General features: G+C 67.5%; 16 protein-coding genes and 1 tRNA gene. 7 read left to right on the top strand and 10 right to left on the bottom strand.

Going from position 1 to position 16,545, the window contains the following annotated elements:
• Positions 1-113: 113 nt before the first annotated feature.
• The 4 genes from htpX to def form a co-directional block, all read right to left on the bottom strand.
• Positions 114-971 carry a zinc metalloprotease HtpX gene (gene htpX / locus AP428_RS13240; protein ID WP_011546484.1) on the bottom strand — a complete coding sequence of 286 codons (858 nt, stop codon included), beginning with the start codon at positions 969-971 and terminating at the stop codon, positions 114-116.
• A gap of 100 nt (positions 972-1,071) precedes the next feature.
• Entirely contained in the window at positions 1,072-1,713 is a 642-nt protein-coding gene (locus AP428_RS13245; protein WP_011546485.1) for a LysE family translocator, read from the bottom strand.
• A gap of 119 nt (positions 1,714-1,832) precedes the next feature.
• The gene (fmt, locus tag AP428_RS13250) at positions 1,833-2,825 is read right to left on the bottom strand and encodes a methionyl-tRNA formyltransferase (RefSeq protein ID WP_011546486.1); all 993 of its coding nucleotides are present in this window, start codon (positions 2,823-2,825) and stop codon (positions 1,833-1,835) included.
• A gap of 34 nt (positions 2,826-2,859) precedes the next feature.
• Positions 2,860-3,363, bottom strand: coding sequence for a peptide deformylase (gene def, locus AP428_RS13255; RefSeq protein WP_006485794.1), 504 nt, complete (start codon positions 3,361-3,363; stop codon positions 2,860-2,862).
• Positions 3,364-3,548: 185 nt separating this feature from the next.
• Here def and dprA point away from each other — a divergent pair, with 185 nt between their 5' ends.
• The 3 genes from dprA (at position 3,549) to AP428_RS13270 (ending at position 8,071) form a co-directional block, all read left to right on the top strand.
• Positions 3,549-4,862: a DNA-processing protein DprA gene (gene dprA / locus AP428_RS13260; RefSeq protein ID WP_166488152.1), complete on the top strand. Its 1,314-nt coding sequence runs from the start codon at positions 3,549-3,551 to the stop codon at positions 4,860-4,862.
• 36 nt (positions 4,863-4,898) lie between these two features.
• Positions 4,899-5,279: a thioredoxin family protein gene (locus tag AP428_RS13265; RefSeq protein WP_006477457.1), complete on the top strand. Its 381-nt coding sequence runs from the start codon at positions 4,899-4,901 to the stop codon at positions 5,277-5,279.
• Positions 5,280-5,473: 194 nt separating this feature from the next.
• Positions 5,474-8,071, top strand: coding sequence for a DNA topoisomerase III (locus AP428_RS13270; RefSeq protein ID WP_011546488.1), 2,598 nt, complete (start codon positions 5,474-5,476; stop codon positions 8,069-8,071).
• Between the two features lie 130 nt (positions 8,072-8,201).
• Here the strand turns inward: AP428_RS13270 and AP428_RS13275 are convergent, their stop codons facing one another.
• Entirely contained in the window at positions 8,202-9,251 is a 1,050-nt protein-coding gene (locus AP428_RS13275; RefSeq protein ID WP_011546489.1) for a LysR family transcriptional regulator, read from the bottom strand.
• Positions 9,252-9,680: 429 nt separating this feature from the next.
• Between AP428_RS13275 and AP428_RS13280 the strand changes: the two genes are divergently transcribed.
• Positions 9,681-10,694 (top strand): D-2-hydroxyacid dehydrogenase family protein, encoded by a 1,014-nt coding sequence (locus AP428_RS13280; protein WP_011546490.1) that lies wholly within the window; start codon positions 9,681-9,683, stop codon positions 10,692-10,694.
• Between the two features lie 46 nt (positions 10,695-10,740).
• On the opposite strand, the gene AP428_RS13285 is transcribed toward AP428_RS13280, so the two are convergent.
• Together AP428_RS13285 and AP428_RS13290 are read right to left on the bottom strand one after the other, a co-directional pair.
• Positions 10,741-11,607: a patatin-like phospholipase family protein gene (locus tag AP428_RS13285; RefSeq protein ID WP_006477451.1), complete on the bottom strand. Its 867-nt coding sequence runs from the start codon at positions 11,605-11,607 to the stop codon at positions 10,741-10,743.
• An 8-nt stretch (positions 11,608-11,615) separates the two neighbouring features.
• Positions 11,616-12,020: a PaaI family thioesterase gene (locus tag AP428_RS13290; RefSeq protein ID WP_006477449.1), complete on the bottom strand. Its 405-nt coding sequence runs from the start codon at positions 12,018-12,020 to the stop codon at positions 11,616-11,618.
• Between the two features lie 189 nt (positions 12,021-12,209).
• On the opposite strand from AP428_RS13290, the gene AP428_RS13295 reads away from it, so the two are divergent.
• Positions 12,210-12,285, top strand: a tRNA-Lys gene (locus AP428_RS13295).
• A gap of 190 nt (positions 12,286-12,475) precedes the next feature.
• Entirely contained in the window at positions 12,476-13,522 is a 1,047-nt protein-coding gene (locus AP428_RS13300) for a DUF3592 domain-containing protein (RefSeq protein WP_011546491.1), read from the top strand.
• A gap of 36 nt (positions 13,523-13,558) precedes the next feature.
• On the opposite strand, the gene AP428_RS13305 is transcribed toward AP428_RS13300, so the two are convergent.
• Positions 13,559-14,173, bottom strand: coding sequence for a CGNR zinc finger domain-containing protein (locus tag AP428_RS13305; protein ID WP_054928170.1), 615 nt, complete (start codon positions 14,171-14,173; stop codon positions 13,559-13,561).
• 81 nt (positions 14,174-14,254) lie between these two features.
• On the opposite strand from AP428_RS13305, the gene AP428_RS13310 reads away from it, so the two are divergent.
• Positions 14,255-15,070: an alpha/beta fold hydrolase gene (locus AP428_RS13310; protein WP_011694443.1), complete on the top strand. Its 816-nt coding sequence runs from the start codon at positions 14,255-14,257 to the stop codon at positions 15,068-15,070.
• Between the two features lie 30 nt (positions 15,071-15,100).
• On the opposite strand, the gene AP428_RS13315 is transcribed toward AP428_RS13310, so the two are convergent.
• Both AP428_RS13315 and AP428_RS13320 read right to left on the bottom strand, forming a co-directional pair.
• Positions 15,101-15,859, bottom strand: coding sequence for an amino acid ABC transporter ATP-binding protein (locus AP428_RS13315; RefSeq protein WP_011694444.1), 759 nt, complete (start codon positions 15,857-15,859; stop codon positions 15,101-15,103).
• Positions 15,856-16,536: an amino acid ABC transporter permease gene (locus tag AP428_RS13320; protein ID WP_011546495.1), complete on the bottom strand. Its 681-nt coding sequence runs from the start codon at positions 16,534-16,536 to the stop codon at positions 15,856-15,858. Before AP428_RS13320 ends, AP428_RS13315 begins: the two co-directional genes overlap by 4 nt.
• Positions 16,537-16,545: the final 9 nt, after the last annotated feature.

The raw sequence follows: 16,545 nt of genomic DNA on the forward strand, positions 1-16,545 counted from the left end.
TGCTGGCCCTTTGGCCCCTTTACGGCGCGCACAAATGAAACACCCCGCAGCGCGAAGCATGCGGGGTGGCGGGGCGGCCCCGCGCGGGCAGCCGCCGCGCGGGTCGCCCGGGGTCACTCGAAGCGGCCGGTGCGCGCCATCTCCATCAGGCGCGCGATGCGCTCCTCGGTGGCCGGGTGCGTCGAGAACAGGTTCTGCAGGCCGCCGCCGTGCAGCGGGTTCATGATCATCATCTGCGCGGTGGCCGGATGCGCCTCGGCCGCCTGGAACGGAATGCCCGCCGCATAGCGATGGATCTTGTCGAGCGCGGTGGCGAGCGACTGCGGATCGCCGGAAATCTGCGCGCCGCCGCGGTCGGCTTCGAACTCGCGAGCCCGCGAAATCGCCATCTGGATCAAGGCGCCTGCGATCGGGGCGAGCAGCGCGACCGCGATCCCCGCGATCGGGTTGGCCGGCCGGCCGTTCTCGTCGCGCCCGCCAAAGAACATCGCGAAGTTCGCGAGTGCCGAGATCGCGCCCGCCATCGTCGCGGTGATCGTCGAAATCAGGATGTCGCGGTGCTTCACGTGCGCGAGCTCGTGCGCCATCACGCCGCGCATCTCGCGCTCCGACAGCACGCGCAGGATGCCCGTCGTCGCGGCGACCGCCGCATGCTCGGGGTTGCGGCCCGTCGCGAACGCGTTCGGCGCATCCTCGTTGATCAGGTAGACGCGCGGCATCGGCAGGTTCGCGCGCGTGGCCAGCTCGCGGACCATCCGGTAGAACTGCGGCGCCGTGTTCTCGTCGACTTCCTGCGCGTTGTACATGCGCAGCACCATCTTGTCCGAGAACCAGTACGAGAAGAAATTCATGCCGAGCGCGAACAGCAGCGCGATCGTCATGCCGCGCGAGCCGCCGATCATCCCGCCGATCACGATGAACAGGGCCGTGATCGCGGCCATCAGCATCGCCGTTTTGACCCAATTGAACATACCCACTCCTTATCCGTCAGGGGACCCGCCGCGCATCACAGGGCACGGCGGAAAATTGTAAGCGATTTGTTAGATAAGGTCTTGCCGGAAAAATTCAATCTCAGCGTTGCGAAGCTGCCAGACGAAGACCGAGGCCGACGAAAGCGCTGCCCACCGTGCGATCGAGCCACTTCTTGACGCCCGGCTTGCCGGAAAAGCGCTGCGTGACGCTGCCCGCCACCCATGCAACCAGGCTCGTCCAGACCGTGCTCATCGCGACGAACACCGCGCCGAGGGTCAGGAACGCCCAGGCCTTGTGCGGACTGTCGGCCGACACGAACTGCGGGAAGAACGACACGAAGAACAGCACGACCTTCGGATTCAGCACGTTGGTCCAGAAACCCTGCATGAACAGCTGGCGCAGCGGCTTGGCGGCCGCGGCCTGCGCGGCTGCGGCGCCCGACGGCGCGGCGGCCTGCTTCGCGATGATCATCCGCACGCCGAGATAGATCAGGTACGCGGCGCCGACCAGCTTGATCACCGTGAACGCGGTGGCCGACGCGGCCAGCAGCGCGGTGAGGCCGAATGCGCAGGCGAGCGCGTGGACGCAGCAGCCGGCCGAAATGCCGAACGCCGACATCAGCCCCGCGCCGCGCCCCTGCGCGACGCTGCGGCCGACGATGTAGGCCGTATCGGGGCCGGGCGTGATGTTCAGCAGGAAAACCGCGAACACGAAGAAGCCGAAATGGGTGATGCCGAACATGAAAACCTCGAAACCGGGGAGCGCAGGGAAATTCTACGCGTGCCTGCCGCCCCGCGCGACTCGGCCGTCCGGCCAGTTGCGCCGGGCCGGCAGACCGGGTCGAATGGCGCTCAGGCCTGTCAGTCGACGTCGGGTAGCGCGAAACGCTGGCCGGCGGCGAGCGGCGAACCGGCGAGGAATTCGCGTGCAGGCAGCCGTTTTCCGCCGGGCTTCTGCAGCTGGGTGACGCGCAGCGCGCCGCTGCCGCATGCGACCACCACGCCTTCCGGCGCGGCTTCGACGATCGTGCCGGGCGCCGCGCTGGCAATCGTGCCATCCGTCGCCACGGGCTCGGCCGCCCACAGCTTGATGGCCGCGCCGTCAAGCGTCGCGACGCCGCCCGGGAACGGGTCGAACGCACGCACCTGGCGCGCGAGTACGTCCGCAGGCTTGCGCCAGTCGAGCGCCGCTTCATGCTTGCCGATCTTTTCCGCGTAGGTCACGCCGTCGGCCGGCTGCGGCGTCGCCGGCAGCGTCCCGTCGCGCTCGAGCCGCACGAGCGCGTCGACGATCAGCCGCGCGCCGTCGGCGGCGAGGCGGTCGTGCAGCGTCGCGGTCGTATCGTCAGGCGCGATCGCGATGCGCGCCTCCTCGATCATCGCGCCGGTGTCGAGGCCGACGTCCATCTGCATCAGCGTGACGCCCGTCTCGGCGTCGCCGGCCTCGATCGCACGATGGATCGGCGCCGCGCCGCGCCAGCGCGGCAGCAGCGATGCGTGAATGTTGATGCAGCCGGCGCGCGGGATGTCGAGCACTTCCTGCGGCAGCAGCAGGCCGTACGCGGCCACCACCATCACGTCGTGCGGCGTCGTGCGCAGCAACTCGATCGCGTCGGCCGCCTCCGCCGGGTACTTGCCCGCGCGGCGCAGCGACGGCGGCTGCGCGACGGCCATCCCGTGCTCGACGGCGTAGCGCTTCACGGCGCTCGCCTGGAGCTTCATCCCGCGCCCGGCCGGGCGATCGGGCTGGGTCAGCACGAGCGGCACCGGGAAACCGGCCTTGTGGATCGCGGCCAGGGCGGCCGCGGCGAATTCCGGCGTGCCGGCAAAAATCACGCGCAACGTATGGGTCATGACAGCGTTCGGGGTCGGGCTGGGCGCACGCGCATTACATCGCGCGTTCGAGTTTCTTCATCTTCGTCTTGATGCGCGTCTGCTTGAGCGGCGACAGATATTCGACGAACACGCGGCCCATCAGGTGATCCATCTCGTGCTGGACGCACACGGCGAGCAGGCCTTCGCAGTCGAGCTCGAACGTCTCGCCCTGCTCGTTGAGCGCACGCACGCGCACGTGGTCGGGGCGTTCGACTTCGTCGTAGATGCCGGGCACCGACAGGCAGCCTTCTTCATAGGTCTGCTTCGCGTCGCTCGACCACACGATCTCCGGGTTGATGAACGCGCGCAGCTCGTTCTTCTCTTCGGAGACGTCGATCACGATCACGCGCTCGTGCACGTCGACCTGCGTGGCCGCCAGGCCGATGCCGGGCGCCGCGTACATGGTCTCGGCCATGTCGGCGACGAGCTTGCGGATCCGGTCGTCGACCTTGTCGACGGGCTTCGCGACCTTGTGCAGCCGCTTGTCGGGGTAATGAAGAATATTGAGCAATGCCATGGTGTTCGGTATTCGGTGGAGCGGCGTGCCGCATCGGCCATCCGGCCGGCTGGCGCCGCCGCCGGGATGCAATGAAGATGAGGCGGATGCGTGGCATATCAATGCCGCGAATCGCGCCTCCTGCAATCGGCCGCGTGCCTGCGCGCACGGCCCTGTCGAGTATTTCGGATGATGAAAATTTTATCATGGCGCCACACGCTCCGCTGGCCGCCGCATTCGAGGGCCACCTCATGTCCCCGCAAGCGTTGAGGCCCGCCGCGCTGCGCGCCTGGCTGCAGCTCGCGCATGCGCCCGGTCTCTCGCCCGCCGTGCTGCAGGTGCTGCTCGCGGCTTTCGGCTCGCCGGAAGCGCTGCTGCGCGCGCCCGACGAGGCAATCGCCGCCGTGGCCAGCCCCGCCGCCGCGCAGGCCGTGCGCGCGAGCGAGCGCGACGATCTCGATACGCGCACCGGCGCCGCGCTCGCGTGGCTCGACGGGCCGGGCAACGTGCTCGTCACGCTGAGCGATCCGGCCTACCCGCCGCGGCTGCGCGATCTGCACGATCCGCCGCCGCTGCTATATGTAAAGGGGCGGCTCGACCTGCTGCACGCACGCGGCCTCGCGGTGGTCGGCAGCCGCCATGCGACGCCGCAGGGGCTCGCCGACGCCACGCATTTCGCCCACGCGTTGTCCGACGCAGGCCTCACGATCGTCTCGGGCCTCGCACTCGGTATCGACGGCGCCGCGCATCGCGGCGGGCTCGACGGCCGCTCGGGCACCGTCGCGGTGATCGCGACGGGCGCCGATCTCGTCTACCCGGCGCGACACCGCGCGCTCGCGCACGAGATCGCCGCACACGGCGCGATCGTGTCGGAATGGCCGCTCGGCACGCCGGCCCGCGCCGCGCATTTCCCGCAGCGCAACCGGCTGATCGCCGCGCTCGCGATCGGCGCGCTCGTCGTCGAGGCCGCCCCGCGCTCGGGGTCGCTGATCACCGCGCGGCTCGCGAACGAATTGGGGCGCGACGTGTTCGCGATGCCCGGTTCGATCCACGCCCCGCTCGCGCAGGGCTGCCACGCGCTGATCCGCGACGGCGCGAAGCTCACCGCGGCGCCGCTCGACGTGCTCGAGGAATACGGGCTGGGCGAACCGGCGGCGCGCGCAACGAGCGGCGCAATGCGAGCCGGTAATCAGGGCCCGAATGCCGACGAGATCCGCGAACCCGAAGCTGCCGGCATCGCGCAAACGAATCGCACCGCCGCGACCACCGCACCGGCCTCCATCGAAGCCGCTCCACCAGGCACCCCGTCGGAACAGGCGGTGCTCACCGCGCTGGGATACGGCCCCGTGACGTACGAATGGCTGGCCGAGCACAGCGGCCTGTCCAACGACGTGCTGCATGGCGCGCTGCTCGCGCTGGAGCTGGCTGGCCGCGTCGCAAGCGTCGCCGGCGGACGCTTCGCGCGGCTTGACGCCGCGCCCACCCCCTCTGCGCGGGGCGTGCTACATTCCCCGGCATAGGGGCGGTCCGACCGCCGACGCTACCCAAGGAATTCCATGCCCGCGCTGAATCTCGACACCGATGCAGATCGGATCGCCGAGCGCCTCGCCGATCCCGGCACGTTGCTGGTCGCCTGCCTGTGCGCCGAATGGTGCGGCACGTGCCGCGACTACCGGAGCGCCTTCGACCAGCTCGCCGATGCGCATCCGGACGCCTGCTTCGCCTGGATCGACATCGAAACCCATGCCGACCGCCTCGACGATCTCGACGTCGAGAATTTCCCGACCATCCTGATCGAGGATGCCCATACCGCCCGCTTCTTCGGCACGGTGCTGCCGCACGCGGCGATCGTCGAACGCATGCTGTCCGACCTGAGTGCGGTGCCCGGTGCGCCGCACGCACCGAAATTGCGCGACATCCTGAACGTCGAAGCCTGAATTCGCGGGCCCGCCCGGCGGTTTTGCGCAGGTTGGCGCGGCCCGCCGCGCCGGGCGCTTGCCGCCATTGCAGCCCCCCTCTATGATGAGCCGCTTTTTACACGCCGAGCCGCCGTCGCTGCGGCGTGTGCTATAAAGCGGTCGTAAAAGGGACCCACAACCGGGCGAACCCGGTCTACCAACACACACCTGTCATGTCCAAAGCACTGATCATTGCGGAAAAGCCTTCTGTCGCGAACGACATCGCACGCGCTTTGGGCGGCTTTACCAAGCATGACGAGTATTACGAGAGCGACGATTTCGTCCTTTCGTCCGCTGTCGGCCACCTGCTGGAAATCGCCGCCCCGGAGGAGTACGAGGTCAAGCGCGGGAAATGGAGCTTCGCGCATCTGCCCGTCATTCCCCCGCATTTCGACCTGAACCCGATCGCAAAAAGCGAGTCGCGCCTCAAGGTGCTCACGAAGCTGATGAAGCGCAAGGACGTCGACCGCCTGATCAACGCATGTGACGCGGGGCGCGAAGGCGAGCTGATTTTCCGCCTGATCGCGCAGCACGCGAAGGCGAAGCAGCCGGTCCAGCGCCTGTGGCTGCAATCGATGACGCCGCAGGCGATTCGCGATGGTTTCGCGAACCTGCGCAGCGACACGGACATGCAGCCGCTCGCCGACGCCGCACGCTGCCGCTCGGAAGCCGACTGGCTCGTCGGGATCAACGGCACCCGCGCGATGACCGCGTTCAACAGCAAGGGCGGCGGCTTCTTCCTGACCACCGTCGGCCGGGTTCAGACGCCAACGTTGTCGATCGTCGTCGAACGCGAAGAGAAAATCCGCCGCTTCATCCCGCGCGACTACTGGGAAGTGAAGGCCGAATTCGCGTGCGCGAGCGGCTTCTACGAAGGGAAGTGGTACGACCCGAAATTCAAGCGCGACGAATTCGATCCGGAAAAGCGCGACTCCCGCCTGTGGAGCCTGCCGGCCGCCGAGACGATCGTCGCCGCCTGCCGCGACCAGATCGGCACGGTGTCCGAGGAATCGAAGCCGTCGACGCAACTGTCGCCGCTGCTGTTCGACCTGACGAGCCTGCAGCGCGAAGCGAACGGCCGTTTCGGCTTCTCCGCGAAGAACACGCTCGGTCTCGCGCAGGCGCTGTATGAAAAGCACAAGGTGCTGACCTACCCGCGTACCGACGCGCGCGCGCTGCCGGAAGACTACCTGTCGACCGTGCAGTCCACGCTCGAGATGCTCAAGGAGAGCAACAACTACCTGCCGCACGCGAAGCAGGTGCTCGACAAGGGTTGGGTGAAGCCGAACAAGCGGATCTTCGACAACTCGAAGATCAGCGACCACTTTGCAATCATCCCGACGCTCCAGGCGCCGAAGGCGCTGTCCGAGCCCGAGCAGAAGCTGTACGACCTGGTCGTGAAGCGCTTCCTCGCCGTGTTCTTCCCGGCGGCCGAATTCCGCGTGACGACCCGGATCACCGAAGTCGCCGGCCATCACTTCAAGACCGAAGGCAAGGTGCTGGTCGAGCCGGGCTGGCTGCAGGTGTACGGCCGCGACGCCGAAGGCGCGGACGCGAACCTCGTGCCGGTGCAGAAGGACGAGAAGGTGAAGACCGACGAGATCGCCGCCGTCGCGCTCGTGACCAAGCCGCCCGCACGCTACTCGGAAGCGACGCTGCTGTCCGCGATGGAAGGCGCGGGCAAGCTGGTCGAGGACGACGAGCTGCGCGAGGCGATGGCCGCGAAGGGCCTCGGTACGCCGGCCACGCGTGCGGCGATCATCGAAGGCCTGCTCGGCGAAAAGTACCTGCTGCGCGAAGGTCGCGAACTGATCCCGACCGCGAAGGCATTCCAGCTGATGACGCTGCTGCGCGGCCTCGGCGTGAAGGAACTCACGGCGCCCGAGCTCACCGGCGAATGGGAATACAAGCTGTCGCAGATGGAGCGCGGCAATCTCGGCCGCGACGCGTTTATGCAGGAAATCGCCCGCATGACGCAGCAGATCGTCAAGCGCGCGAAGGAATACGATTCCGACACGATCCCCGGCGATTACGCGACGCTCGAGACACCGTGCCCGAATTGCGGCGGCCAGGTGAAGGAAAACTACCGCCGCTTCGCGTGCACGAAATGCGACTTCTCGATCTCGAAGATCCCGGGCAGCCGGCAGTTCGAGATCCCGGAAGTCGAAGAGCTGCTGCAGAAGAAGGAAATCGGGCCGCTGTCCGGGTTCCGCAGCAAGATGGGCCGCCCGTTCTCGGCGATCCTCAAGCTGTCCTTCGACGACGAGACGAAGAACTACAAGCTCGAGTTCGATTTCGGCCAGGACCAGGGCGGCGAGGAAGGCGAAGCGCCCGACTTCTCCGCGCAGGAGCCGGTCGGCGCGTGCCCGAAGTGCAAGGGCCGCGTGTTCGAGCACGGGATGAGCTACGTGTGCGAACACTCGGTGGCGAACCCGAAGACCTGCGACTTCCGCTCGGGCAAGGTGATCCTGCAGCAGGAAATCACGCGCGAGCAGATGGGCAAGCTGCTCGCCGACGGCCGCACGGATCTGCTGCCGAACTTCAAGTCGTCGCGTACCGGCCGCAACTTCAAGGCGTTCCTCGTGAAGCAGCCGGACGGCAAGATCGGTTTCGAGTTCGAGAAGAAGGAACCGAAAGCCGCCGCCGCGAAGAAGACGGCCAAATCGGCGACGAAGGATGCCGAAACCGTGACGGAAGGCGCCGAAGAGAAACCGGCACCGGCCCGCAAGACCGCCGCCCGCAAGACGACGGCGCGCAAGACGGGTTCGTGACGGCCCGGCCGCCGGGCGCCGCTTGCGGCGCGCCCGGCTCCGGCACGCAGCCATAAAAAAACGCGGATCGATCGATCCGCGTTTTTTCTTTGTGCCGGCTGTAGCGCTGCCGGCCCGGGCCGCAGCGCCGTTACAGCGGCGACGGCACCGCTGCGCGCGTGCGCGGCGAGCGCGCCAGACGCGGCTGCAGGTTCGGATCGGTCGATTCGGGCTGCTCGGCGCGCATCTCGACGCCGATCGGCGGCAGCGTCGCGCTCTGCGCGGCCCACTGTTCGCCCATCATCGCGTCGGTCGAGTGGCTGAAATGCTCGACGAGATGGTCGATGAACGTGCGCACCTTCGCCGGCAGATGGCGCCGGCTCGGATAGGCGATGTTGATCTCGACCTGCGGCAGCCGGAAATCCGGCAGCAGCCGCACGAGCGCGCCGCGCGCGATGTCGCTGCCGATCAGGTAGCTCGGCAGGATCGCGACACCCATCCCGAGCAACGCGAACTGGCGCAGCATCGCGGTGTTGTTCGCGACGATCACGTTGGTCGGGCGCACGCGCACTTCGCCGTCCGGCCCCGTGAACACGCGCTCGTCGCCCCAGTATTCGGTCGGCAGGCTCAGCGCCGGATGCTCGGCGAGCTGTTCCGGATGCGTCGGCACGCCGTGCTTTTCCAGATAGCTCGGCGTCGCGCACACGGTCATGCAACCGGTGGTCAGGCGCCGCGTGACGATGCTCGCGCTACGCATCTGGCGCGTGACGACGATGCCGACGTCGAAACCTTCCTCGACCAGATCGACCTGCCGGTCGACCAGCGTGAGATCGGGCACCACCTTCGGGAAATTCTCCGTGTACGACTGCAGCACGGGGGCGAGGTTGTGCAGGCCGAACACCACCGGCGCGACGATGCGCAGCGTGCCGACCGGCTCGTGATTGCGTGCGACGACCATCTGCTCGACATCCTCGAGCTCGTCGAGGATCTGGCGGGCACGCTCCAGATAGACCTGACCCGACTCCGTCAGGGAGAGGCTGCGCGTGGTGCGGTTAAGCAAACGCGTGCCGAGCCGGCCTTCCAGATCGGCGACGTGGCGCGTCGCGACCGCGTTGGAGATATCCATTGCGCTCGCGGCCCGCGCGAAACTGCCGAGATCTGCAACCTTGACGAACACGCGCATCGACTGCAAATGATCCATAAACGACTCCTGCCGCTGTTACAACTTCAAAAAGATGAAGCAAATGCGTAATTCTCCTACGACAGCGGAAATGATGCAGAGTTGCTCAACAAGGGGCCGGTTGACGATAAAAATAGTCAAAAATCCTCGGCCTCTGCGGATAGTTGATCCAATTATTCTGCCGAGAGCAACAATTGGGTGAACCTCGTCGAGTAAATGGCCGAATCAGGAAGGACATATTTGATGCGACACAACAGCGCACCCTGTTGCACCGCGCGGGAGCGGCGCCGGGTGTGGCTGGCGCTGATTGCGGCGGAGCGTAACAACCTGTTAAAAAGACACCATGGAGGCAGCCGACGTAGCATCATGTCGGCCCCGGCCGGGCGGGACGGGTGCGCAAGGTGCGCCGCCGCCACGGCCCCGCTTTCAACGCGCGACACCCCGTTCACCATGAAAATTGCCATCCTCGACGACTACCAGGACGCCGTCCGCAAGCTGAACTGCTTCGAGATGCTCGCCGGCCACGACGTAAAGGTCTTCAACAATACGGTGCGCGGCCTCGGACAGCTCGCCAGCCGTCTGGCGGAAGTCGAGGCGCTCGTGCTGATTCGTGAACGGACCCCGATTACGTCCCAGTTGCTCGCCAAGCTGCCGAACCTGCGCATGATCAGCCAGACCGGCCGCGTGTCGAGCCATATCGATCTCGACGCGTGTACCGACCGCGGCGTCGCGGTGCTCGAAGGCACCGGTTCGCCGGTCGCGCCGGCCGAGCTGACCTGGGCGCTCGTGATGGCCGCCCAGCGCCGCATTCCGCAGTACGTCGCGAACCTGAAGCAGGGTGCGTGGCAGCAGTCGGGCCTGAAGACGTCGGCGCTGCCGCCGAACTTCGGCCTCGGCCAGGTGCTGCGCGGCCAGACGCTCGGCATCTGGGGCTACGGCAAGATCGGCCGGCTCGTCGCCGGCTACGGCAAGGCGTTCGGGATGAACGTGTTGATCTGGGGCCGCGAGCATTCGCTCGAAGCCGCGCGCGCCGACGGCTACACGGCCGCCGAGAGCCGCGAAGCGCTGTTCGAGCAAAGCGACGTGCTGTCGCTGCACCTGCGCCTGCACGACGACACGCGCGGCATCGTGAAGCAGGAAGACCTGATGCGGATGAAGCCGACGTCGCTGCTCGTCAACACGAGCCGCGCCGAGCTGCTCGAGGAAAACGCGCTCGTCAACGCGCTGTCGCACAACCGGCCGGGCATGGTCGCGATCGACGTGTTCGAAAGCGAGCCGATCCTGCAGGGCTACAGCCTGCTGCGGATGGAAAACGTGATCTGCACGCCGCACATCGGCTACGTCGAGCGCGAAAGCTACGAACTGTATTTCAGTGCCGCATTCCGCAACATTCTCGCGTTCGACGACGGCGACATGTCGAGCGTCGCCAACCCGGAAGCGCTGACGCCGATCCGCAAGCGCTGATCGCACGGGCTGCGCGCGTCGCGCGGCCCCCTTTCATTCCCGCTCGTCAGGCGGCCACGCGGCCGCCCGTCATCGCGCCGACCCGCGTGAGGAAGTGCTCACCGTCGCGCCGCCCGAGATCGTACGCATGCCGCATCTGCGACGGGCTCGTGTAATCCCAGCTCGAAATCGGCACCTTGCTCGACGGCTGCACGTACAGCCGCCGCTGGTCGCCATGCGCGACCGTGAACATCTGCGGACGCGGATACAGCCGCGTGACCAGCACCAGCACGTCGCCCGGCGACGGATCGAGCGCATCGACCGGCACGTTGTCGACCATCCCGCCGTCGAGCACCGGCCGGCCGCCACGCCGCAGCACCGGCGTGAACGGCGGCGTGCAGGACGACTGCAGGATCAGGTCGGCGAGTTCGTCGACGTGCGTGCAGGCCTGCGCCCGCACGAATTCGGGGCGAAACCCGAGCGTGCGCCCGAGCGTCGGGTGCAGCGTCTTGCGCACGTACTTCTCGATGTTGTATGCGACGAGGCCGGCCGCGACCGCGCTGCGCGCACCGAGCCAGCGCGGCACGTGCGACACGCCGATGCGGATCTCCGGCGCCGCGGCGAGCTGCGCGAACGGCTCGCCGTAGATGTCGAGCAGCGCCTGACGATAGATCCGGTAATGCGGAAACACGGGCTCGCGCCCGAACAGGTTGCCCCAGTAGGCATTCTTCCGGTTGTGGCGCAGCGCCTCTTCGTAATAGCGCATCACCCATGCGGCGTCGCGCGTATACAGCATGCAGGCGGTGGCCGCGCCGGCCGAGATGCCGGTGATCACGCGCGGGCGCAGGGCGAGGGCCGGCTGTGCGACATCCCAGAAGCCGGCCTGCCACCAGCAGCGATTGCCGCCGCCCGCAAAGACGATCTGGTCGAACATCGCGCCGCTCAGCTGACGAGCGCGTAGGTCGACGTCGCGTGGACGGCCATCTTGCCGTCCTCGTCGAACAGCTCGACTTCGCCGAACACGAGGTTGCGGCCCATTCGCAGCACGCGCGCGGTGACGAGCACGTCGCCCTTGCGCACGGGACGCATGAAGTTGGTGTTCAGCGACACCGTCGTCATCGGCCGGAATTCGCCGAGCGCGGCCGAGATCGCGACCACCATCGCGGTGTCGGCGGCCGCCGTGAACACCTGGCCGCAGATGATGCCGCCCGAATGACGGAACTCGCCGGAAAACGGCAGGCGCAGCGTGACGCTGTCATCGCCGATCGACACGGGGACCAGACCCAGCGAGCGGACCCACGGGGCCAGCAGGCGATCCAGCAATTCGCGGACTGCGTTTTCGTCCATCTTCGATGTCCAGAAAGCGTTGCGCGACCGCCGCGCAACGCGTGTGGCGTCATCATACCGGGAGCGCGCGAACTGCGATCGCTCGTTACCGCGCTGGCAACCGCCGTTGTCTTGACGAAATATTTTCAGGAAATTCGCACAAAGGGCTTGCCATGTCCTGAAAACCCCGGCATAATCTTTCTTCTGTTGGGGGCGTTAGCTCAGTTGGTAGAGCAGCGGACTCTTAATCCGTAGGTCGAGTGTTCGAGTCACTCACGCCCCACCAGGAATTTCAAAGGCCGGTCAGCGAAAGCTGACCGGCCTTTTCCGTTTTGGCGCGTCGCGAGTGCGACGCGCACCCTTCGCGGCGGTATGCAACCGCACGCCTGCCGCCCATCGTTTCCGCTAGAATCGTCCGACAAATATCACACGACCGGCGCCAAGCATCGTCGTTTGCCCGCCGGCACTGAGAGAACATGGGACGTCAGACATGGAAGCATGTGAACGAGACGCGACCATTCAGAGGGCATGGTTGCGTCAATATCGGCCCGTCCGTCGCGATGGGCCGTTCACCGGGGCACACCCGAAGCCGCGCGACGCACGAACCGGATCGCGCCATGCCGGGTAAGGACGCGCTGATCGCGCTGACGATCGGTGTCGTCCTGTTCGTGCTGGCCGGCGTACTCGCCGTCACGGCCGGCCGGGAACCCGGCCATCTGGTCCGCGCGCCGGGCACGGTCGTGCGGATCGTCCAGGACAGCGATGCGATGCGCGCGTACCGGCCGATCGTCGCCTACCTCGCGAACGACGGCCAGCGCCGCGAAGTCGCCGGCAATACCGCATCGACGGTCCCCGCATACGACATCGGCGAAAACGTCGACGTCCTGCTCGACCCCGAGCATCCCGAGCGCCCCGCGCTGATCGACGATTTCACGCAACGCTGGTTTCCGGTGGCCGTGCCGGCGCTGCTCGCCGTCGCGTCGTTCGCGATCGGCGGGCTGCTGATCGCCAGCGAGCGCCGCCGACGGCAATCGGACCCGGCACCACGCCGCGTCGCACGCAAGCCGGCACGGCGCCGCTGGGATGTCGCGATCGTGCTGATTCCGATCGCGATCGGCACGGGCTTCCTCGCCGGCGCCGGCGCGGCCGGCCTGCATCAGTGGCAAATCGTCCACCACTATGCGCGTTCGACCGGCCACGTCGTCGAGATCGCGAAAAACGGGCGGTCGTCGCGGTCGCGCACGGCGCTGTATTCGGCCGTCGTCGCATTCACGACCGACAGCGGGCGACTCATCACGTTCGCCCAGGGCTCGGCGTCGTCGCACCCGGGGCTGCACGAAGGCGACGCGGTCAACGTGCTGTACGACCCCGTCACGCCCGAGCGCGCGCTCGTCGACCGCTTCTGGGATCGCTGGGGCCTCACGGCCATCCTGTTCGCGATCGGTGCGCCGTTCCTGGCAGCGGGGCTGTTCGTCGCCGCGACGTTATGGCCCGATCACCGTCCGCACGAGGCCGCTCAATGACGCGCGCGCGGCACGGCAATCGTCGCGACGCGCGCATCACCGCTCCCTGAACGCCTCCACCTTCGCGCGATTCCCGCACGTGCGCATGTCGCACCACCGCCGCCCCACGCCGCGGCCGCGATCGACGAAGAACCACGTACACCGACCACATTGCCGCACGCGCGCGAAATCGTCGCTGCGCATCAGATGTTCGAAACCGAGCGCGACCGCATCGACCCAGCGCGACGCGGCCCGTGCATCGGGCCGCCACGCGAAGCGGCCGCCGACCGCGTCGAATGCGCTGCGCCCGATCGCGTCGCGGATCGCCACCGCGAGCCGCTCCGCCGCGCGCGCGCCCGCGCTGCCGCCGCCTTCGGCCGTCAGATGCGCGATCGCGACGTACGCGTCGTCGCGAAAGCGGCGCAGCGCCGCCAGTTCATCCGGGCCGTCCTGGCGCGGATGACGCAGCAGCCGCGCCAGATCGTCGGGCGCCAGCAATCCCGCTTTCCCGGCCCACGCCCGCACGGCCGGCCAGTCGACGAGTTTGTCCTCGTCGCGCGTCTTGCCCGTGTCGGCCACCGTATTGAGAAAGTCGAGCGCCGGATGGCCGCCGATGAAATCGGTCTCACGCCATTCGTACCCGGGTCGCGCCGGGTCGGATCGAGTAACCATTTATTTTCGCCTATCGGTTTCACATCCGGAGAATCCGGCGTAACCTGTTAACAACCGAAACAGGTTATCACGGAGAAGCCGATGCTCGAACTCCCGAACCGCTTCAATTTCGAAGGCCACCGGATTGCATGGGGCACGCTCGGCGAAGGCCCGCCGCTCGTCCTCGTGCACGGCACGCCGTTTTCGTCGCAGGTCTGGCGCCGGATCGCGCCGTGGCTGGCGCGGCGCCATCGCGTGTACTTCTACGACCTGCTCGGCTACGGCCAGTCCGACATGCCGGATGCGGACGTGTCGCTGGGTTGCCAGAACGTGCTGTTCGGCGCGCTGCTGAATGAATGGAAACTGGCGCGGCCGCGCGTGCTCGCGCACGACTACGGCGGCGCAACCGTGCTGCGCGCGCATTTTCTCGACGGCATCGCGTATGCGGATCTGACGCTCGTGAACCCGGTCGCGATCGCGCCGCAAGGCTCGCCGTTCGTGCGCCACGTCGCGCAGCACGAAGCTGCGTTCACCGGCTTGCCCGCGTACGCACACCATGCGCTCGTGTCGACGTATATCGGCCAGGCAGTCGCACGGCCGTTGAGCGACGACGTGCTGTCGATCTACCGCGAGCCGTGGCTCACGTCGGCCGGCCAGGCCGCGTTCTATCGCCAGATCGCGCAGATGCGCCAGCGCTACATCGAGGAAGCGGAGGCCCGCTACGCGCCGCCGGACTTTCCGGTGCGCATCGTGTGGGGCGAGGACGACGTGTGGATTCCGCTCGAACAAGGGCAGGCGCTCGCCGATCGCATCGCGGACGGCCAGTTGATCCGGGTCCCGCACGCGGGCCATCTGGTTCAGGAGGATGCGCCGGAAGCAATCGTCGCCGCCGTGCTCGACGGATACACGCTGGGCTGAGCATCACCCCAGCGCGTGTTACGTGCCGCGTCAGAACGCCGGCACGCCTTGCGCGAGCGTCGCGACGAACTTCGCGGTGCGCGGGTCGCGCGGCCGGCCGAACAGGTCGCGCGACGCGCCCGCTTCGACGATGCGGCCATCGGCGAGGAACACCGCATCATGCGCGATCGACGCGGCCAGACGCAGGTCGTGCGTGGCCATCAGCATCGTCGTGCCTTCGCGCGCGAGCTGGCGCAGCACCTCGACCACTTCGACGGACAGCTCCGGATCGAGCGCCGACGTCGGCTCGTCGCACAGCAGCACCTGCGGCGACGGCGCGAGCGCCCGCGCGATCGCCACGCGCTGCTGCTGTCCGCCCGACAGCGTGGCCGGCCATGCGTCGGCCTTGTCCGCGATGCCGACCTTGTCGAGCAGCGCGAGCGCGCGCTCCCGGGCCCGCTCGCGCGGCCAGCGCTGCACGGTCACGAGCCCCTCCATCACGTTCTGCACGACGCTCAGGTGCGGAAACAACTGGAAGTTCTGGAACACCATGCCGGTCTGCTTGCGCACCGCGAACACCGCGTCGCGCGACGGCCGGCGCGCCGGCACGAAGTCGATGCGCGCATCGCCGACGACCAGCGCACCCGCCTCCGGCACTTCGAGCAGGTTCACGCAGCGCAGCAGCGTGCTCTTGCCGCTGCCGGACGGGCCGATCAGCGCGGTCACGCTGCCCGGCTGCAGCGCGAGGTCGATCCCGCTCAGCACGCGGTGCGTGCCGAACGACTTGTCGATGCGTTCGAGGCGGATCATCGCAACTCCGCCTGGAACAGCGCGTGGCGGCCGAAGCGAAGCTCCAGCCGGCGTTGTAGCGACGACAGCACCGAGCTGAACAGCAGGTAGATCAGCGCGGCTTCGGTATAGAGGATCAGCGGCTCGTAGGTCACGGCCGCGATGCGTTGCGCGGCCTGGAAGATCTCGGGCACCGTCAGCACGGCAGCGAGCGACGTATCCTTCACGAGCGAAATGAATGAATTCGACAGCGCGGGCAGCGCGACACGCGCGGCCTGCGGCAGGATCGCGCGACGCAGTGCCTGCGCGCGCGTCATCGACATCGAGTACGCGGCCTCCCACTGCCCCTTGGGCATCGATTCGATCACGCCGCGAATCACTTCCGCGTTGTATGCGCCGACGTTCAGCGAGAAACCGATCACGGCGGCCGTCAGCGGATCGAGCACGATGCCGACGTTCGGCAATCCGTAGAAGATCACGAACAGTTGCACGAGCAGCGGCGAGCCGCGAAACAGCCAGATATAGAACCGCACGACGGCCTGCGCCCAGCGCGGCCCGAACAGCCGCGTGAGCGCCGCGCCGAACGCAAGCAATAAACCGATCGCGAACGACGCGAGCGTGAGCGGAACCGTAAACACGAGCCCTGCAACGAGCAGGGGCCGCAGCGATTCCGCCATCAGGTGCAGCCAGGCCGGCATCGTTCAGCC

The organism is Burkholderia sp. E168m22 (genome assembly GCF_001319805.1).
Lineage (GTDB): Bacteria > Pseudomonadota > Gammaproteobacteria > Burkholderiales > Burkholderiaceae > Burkholderia > Burkholderia orbicola.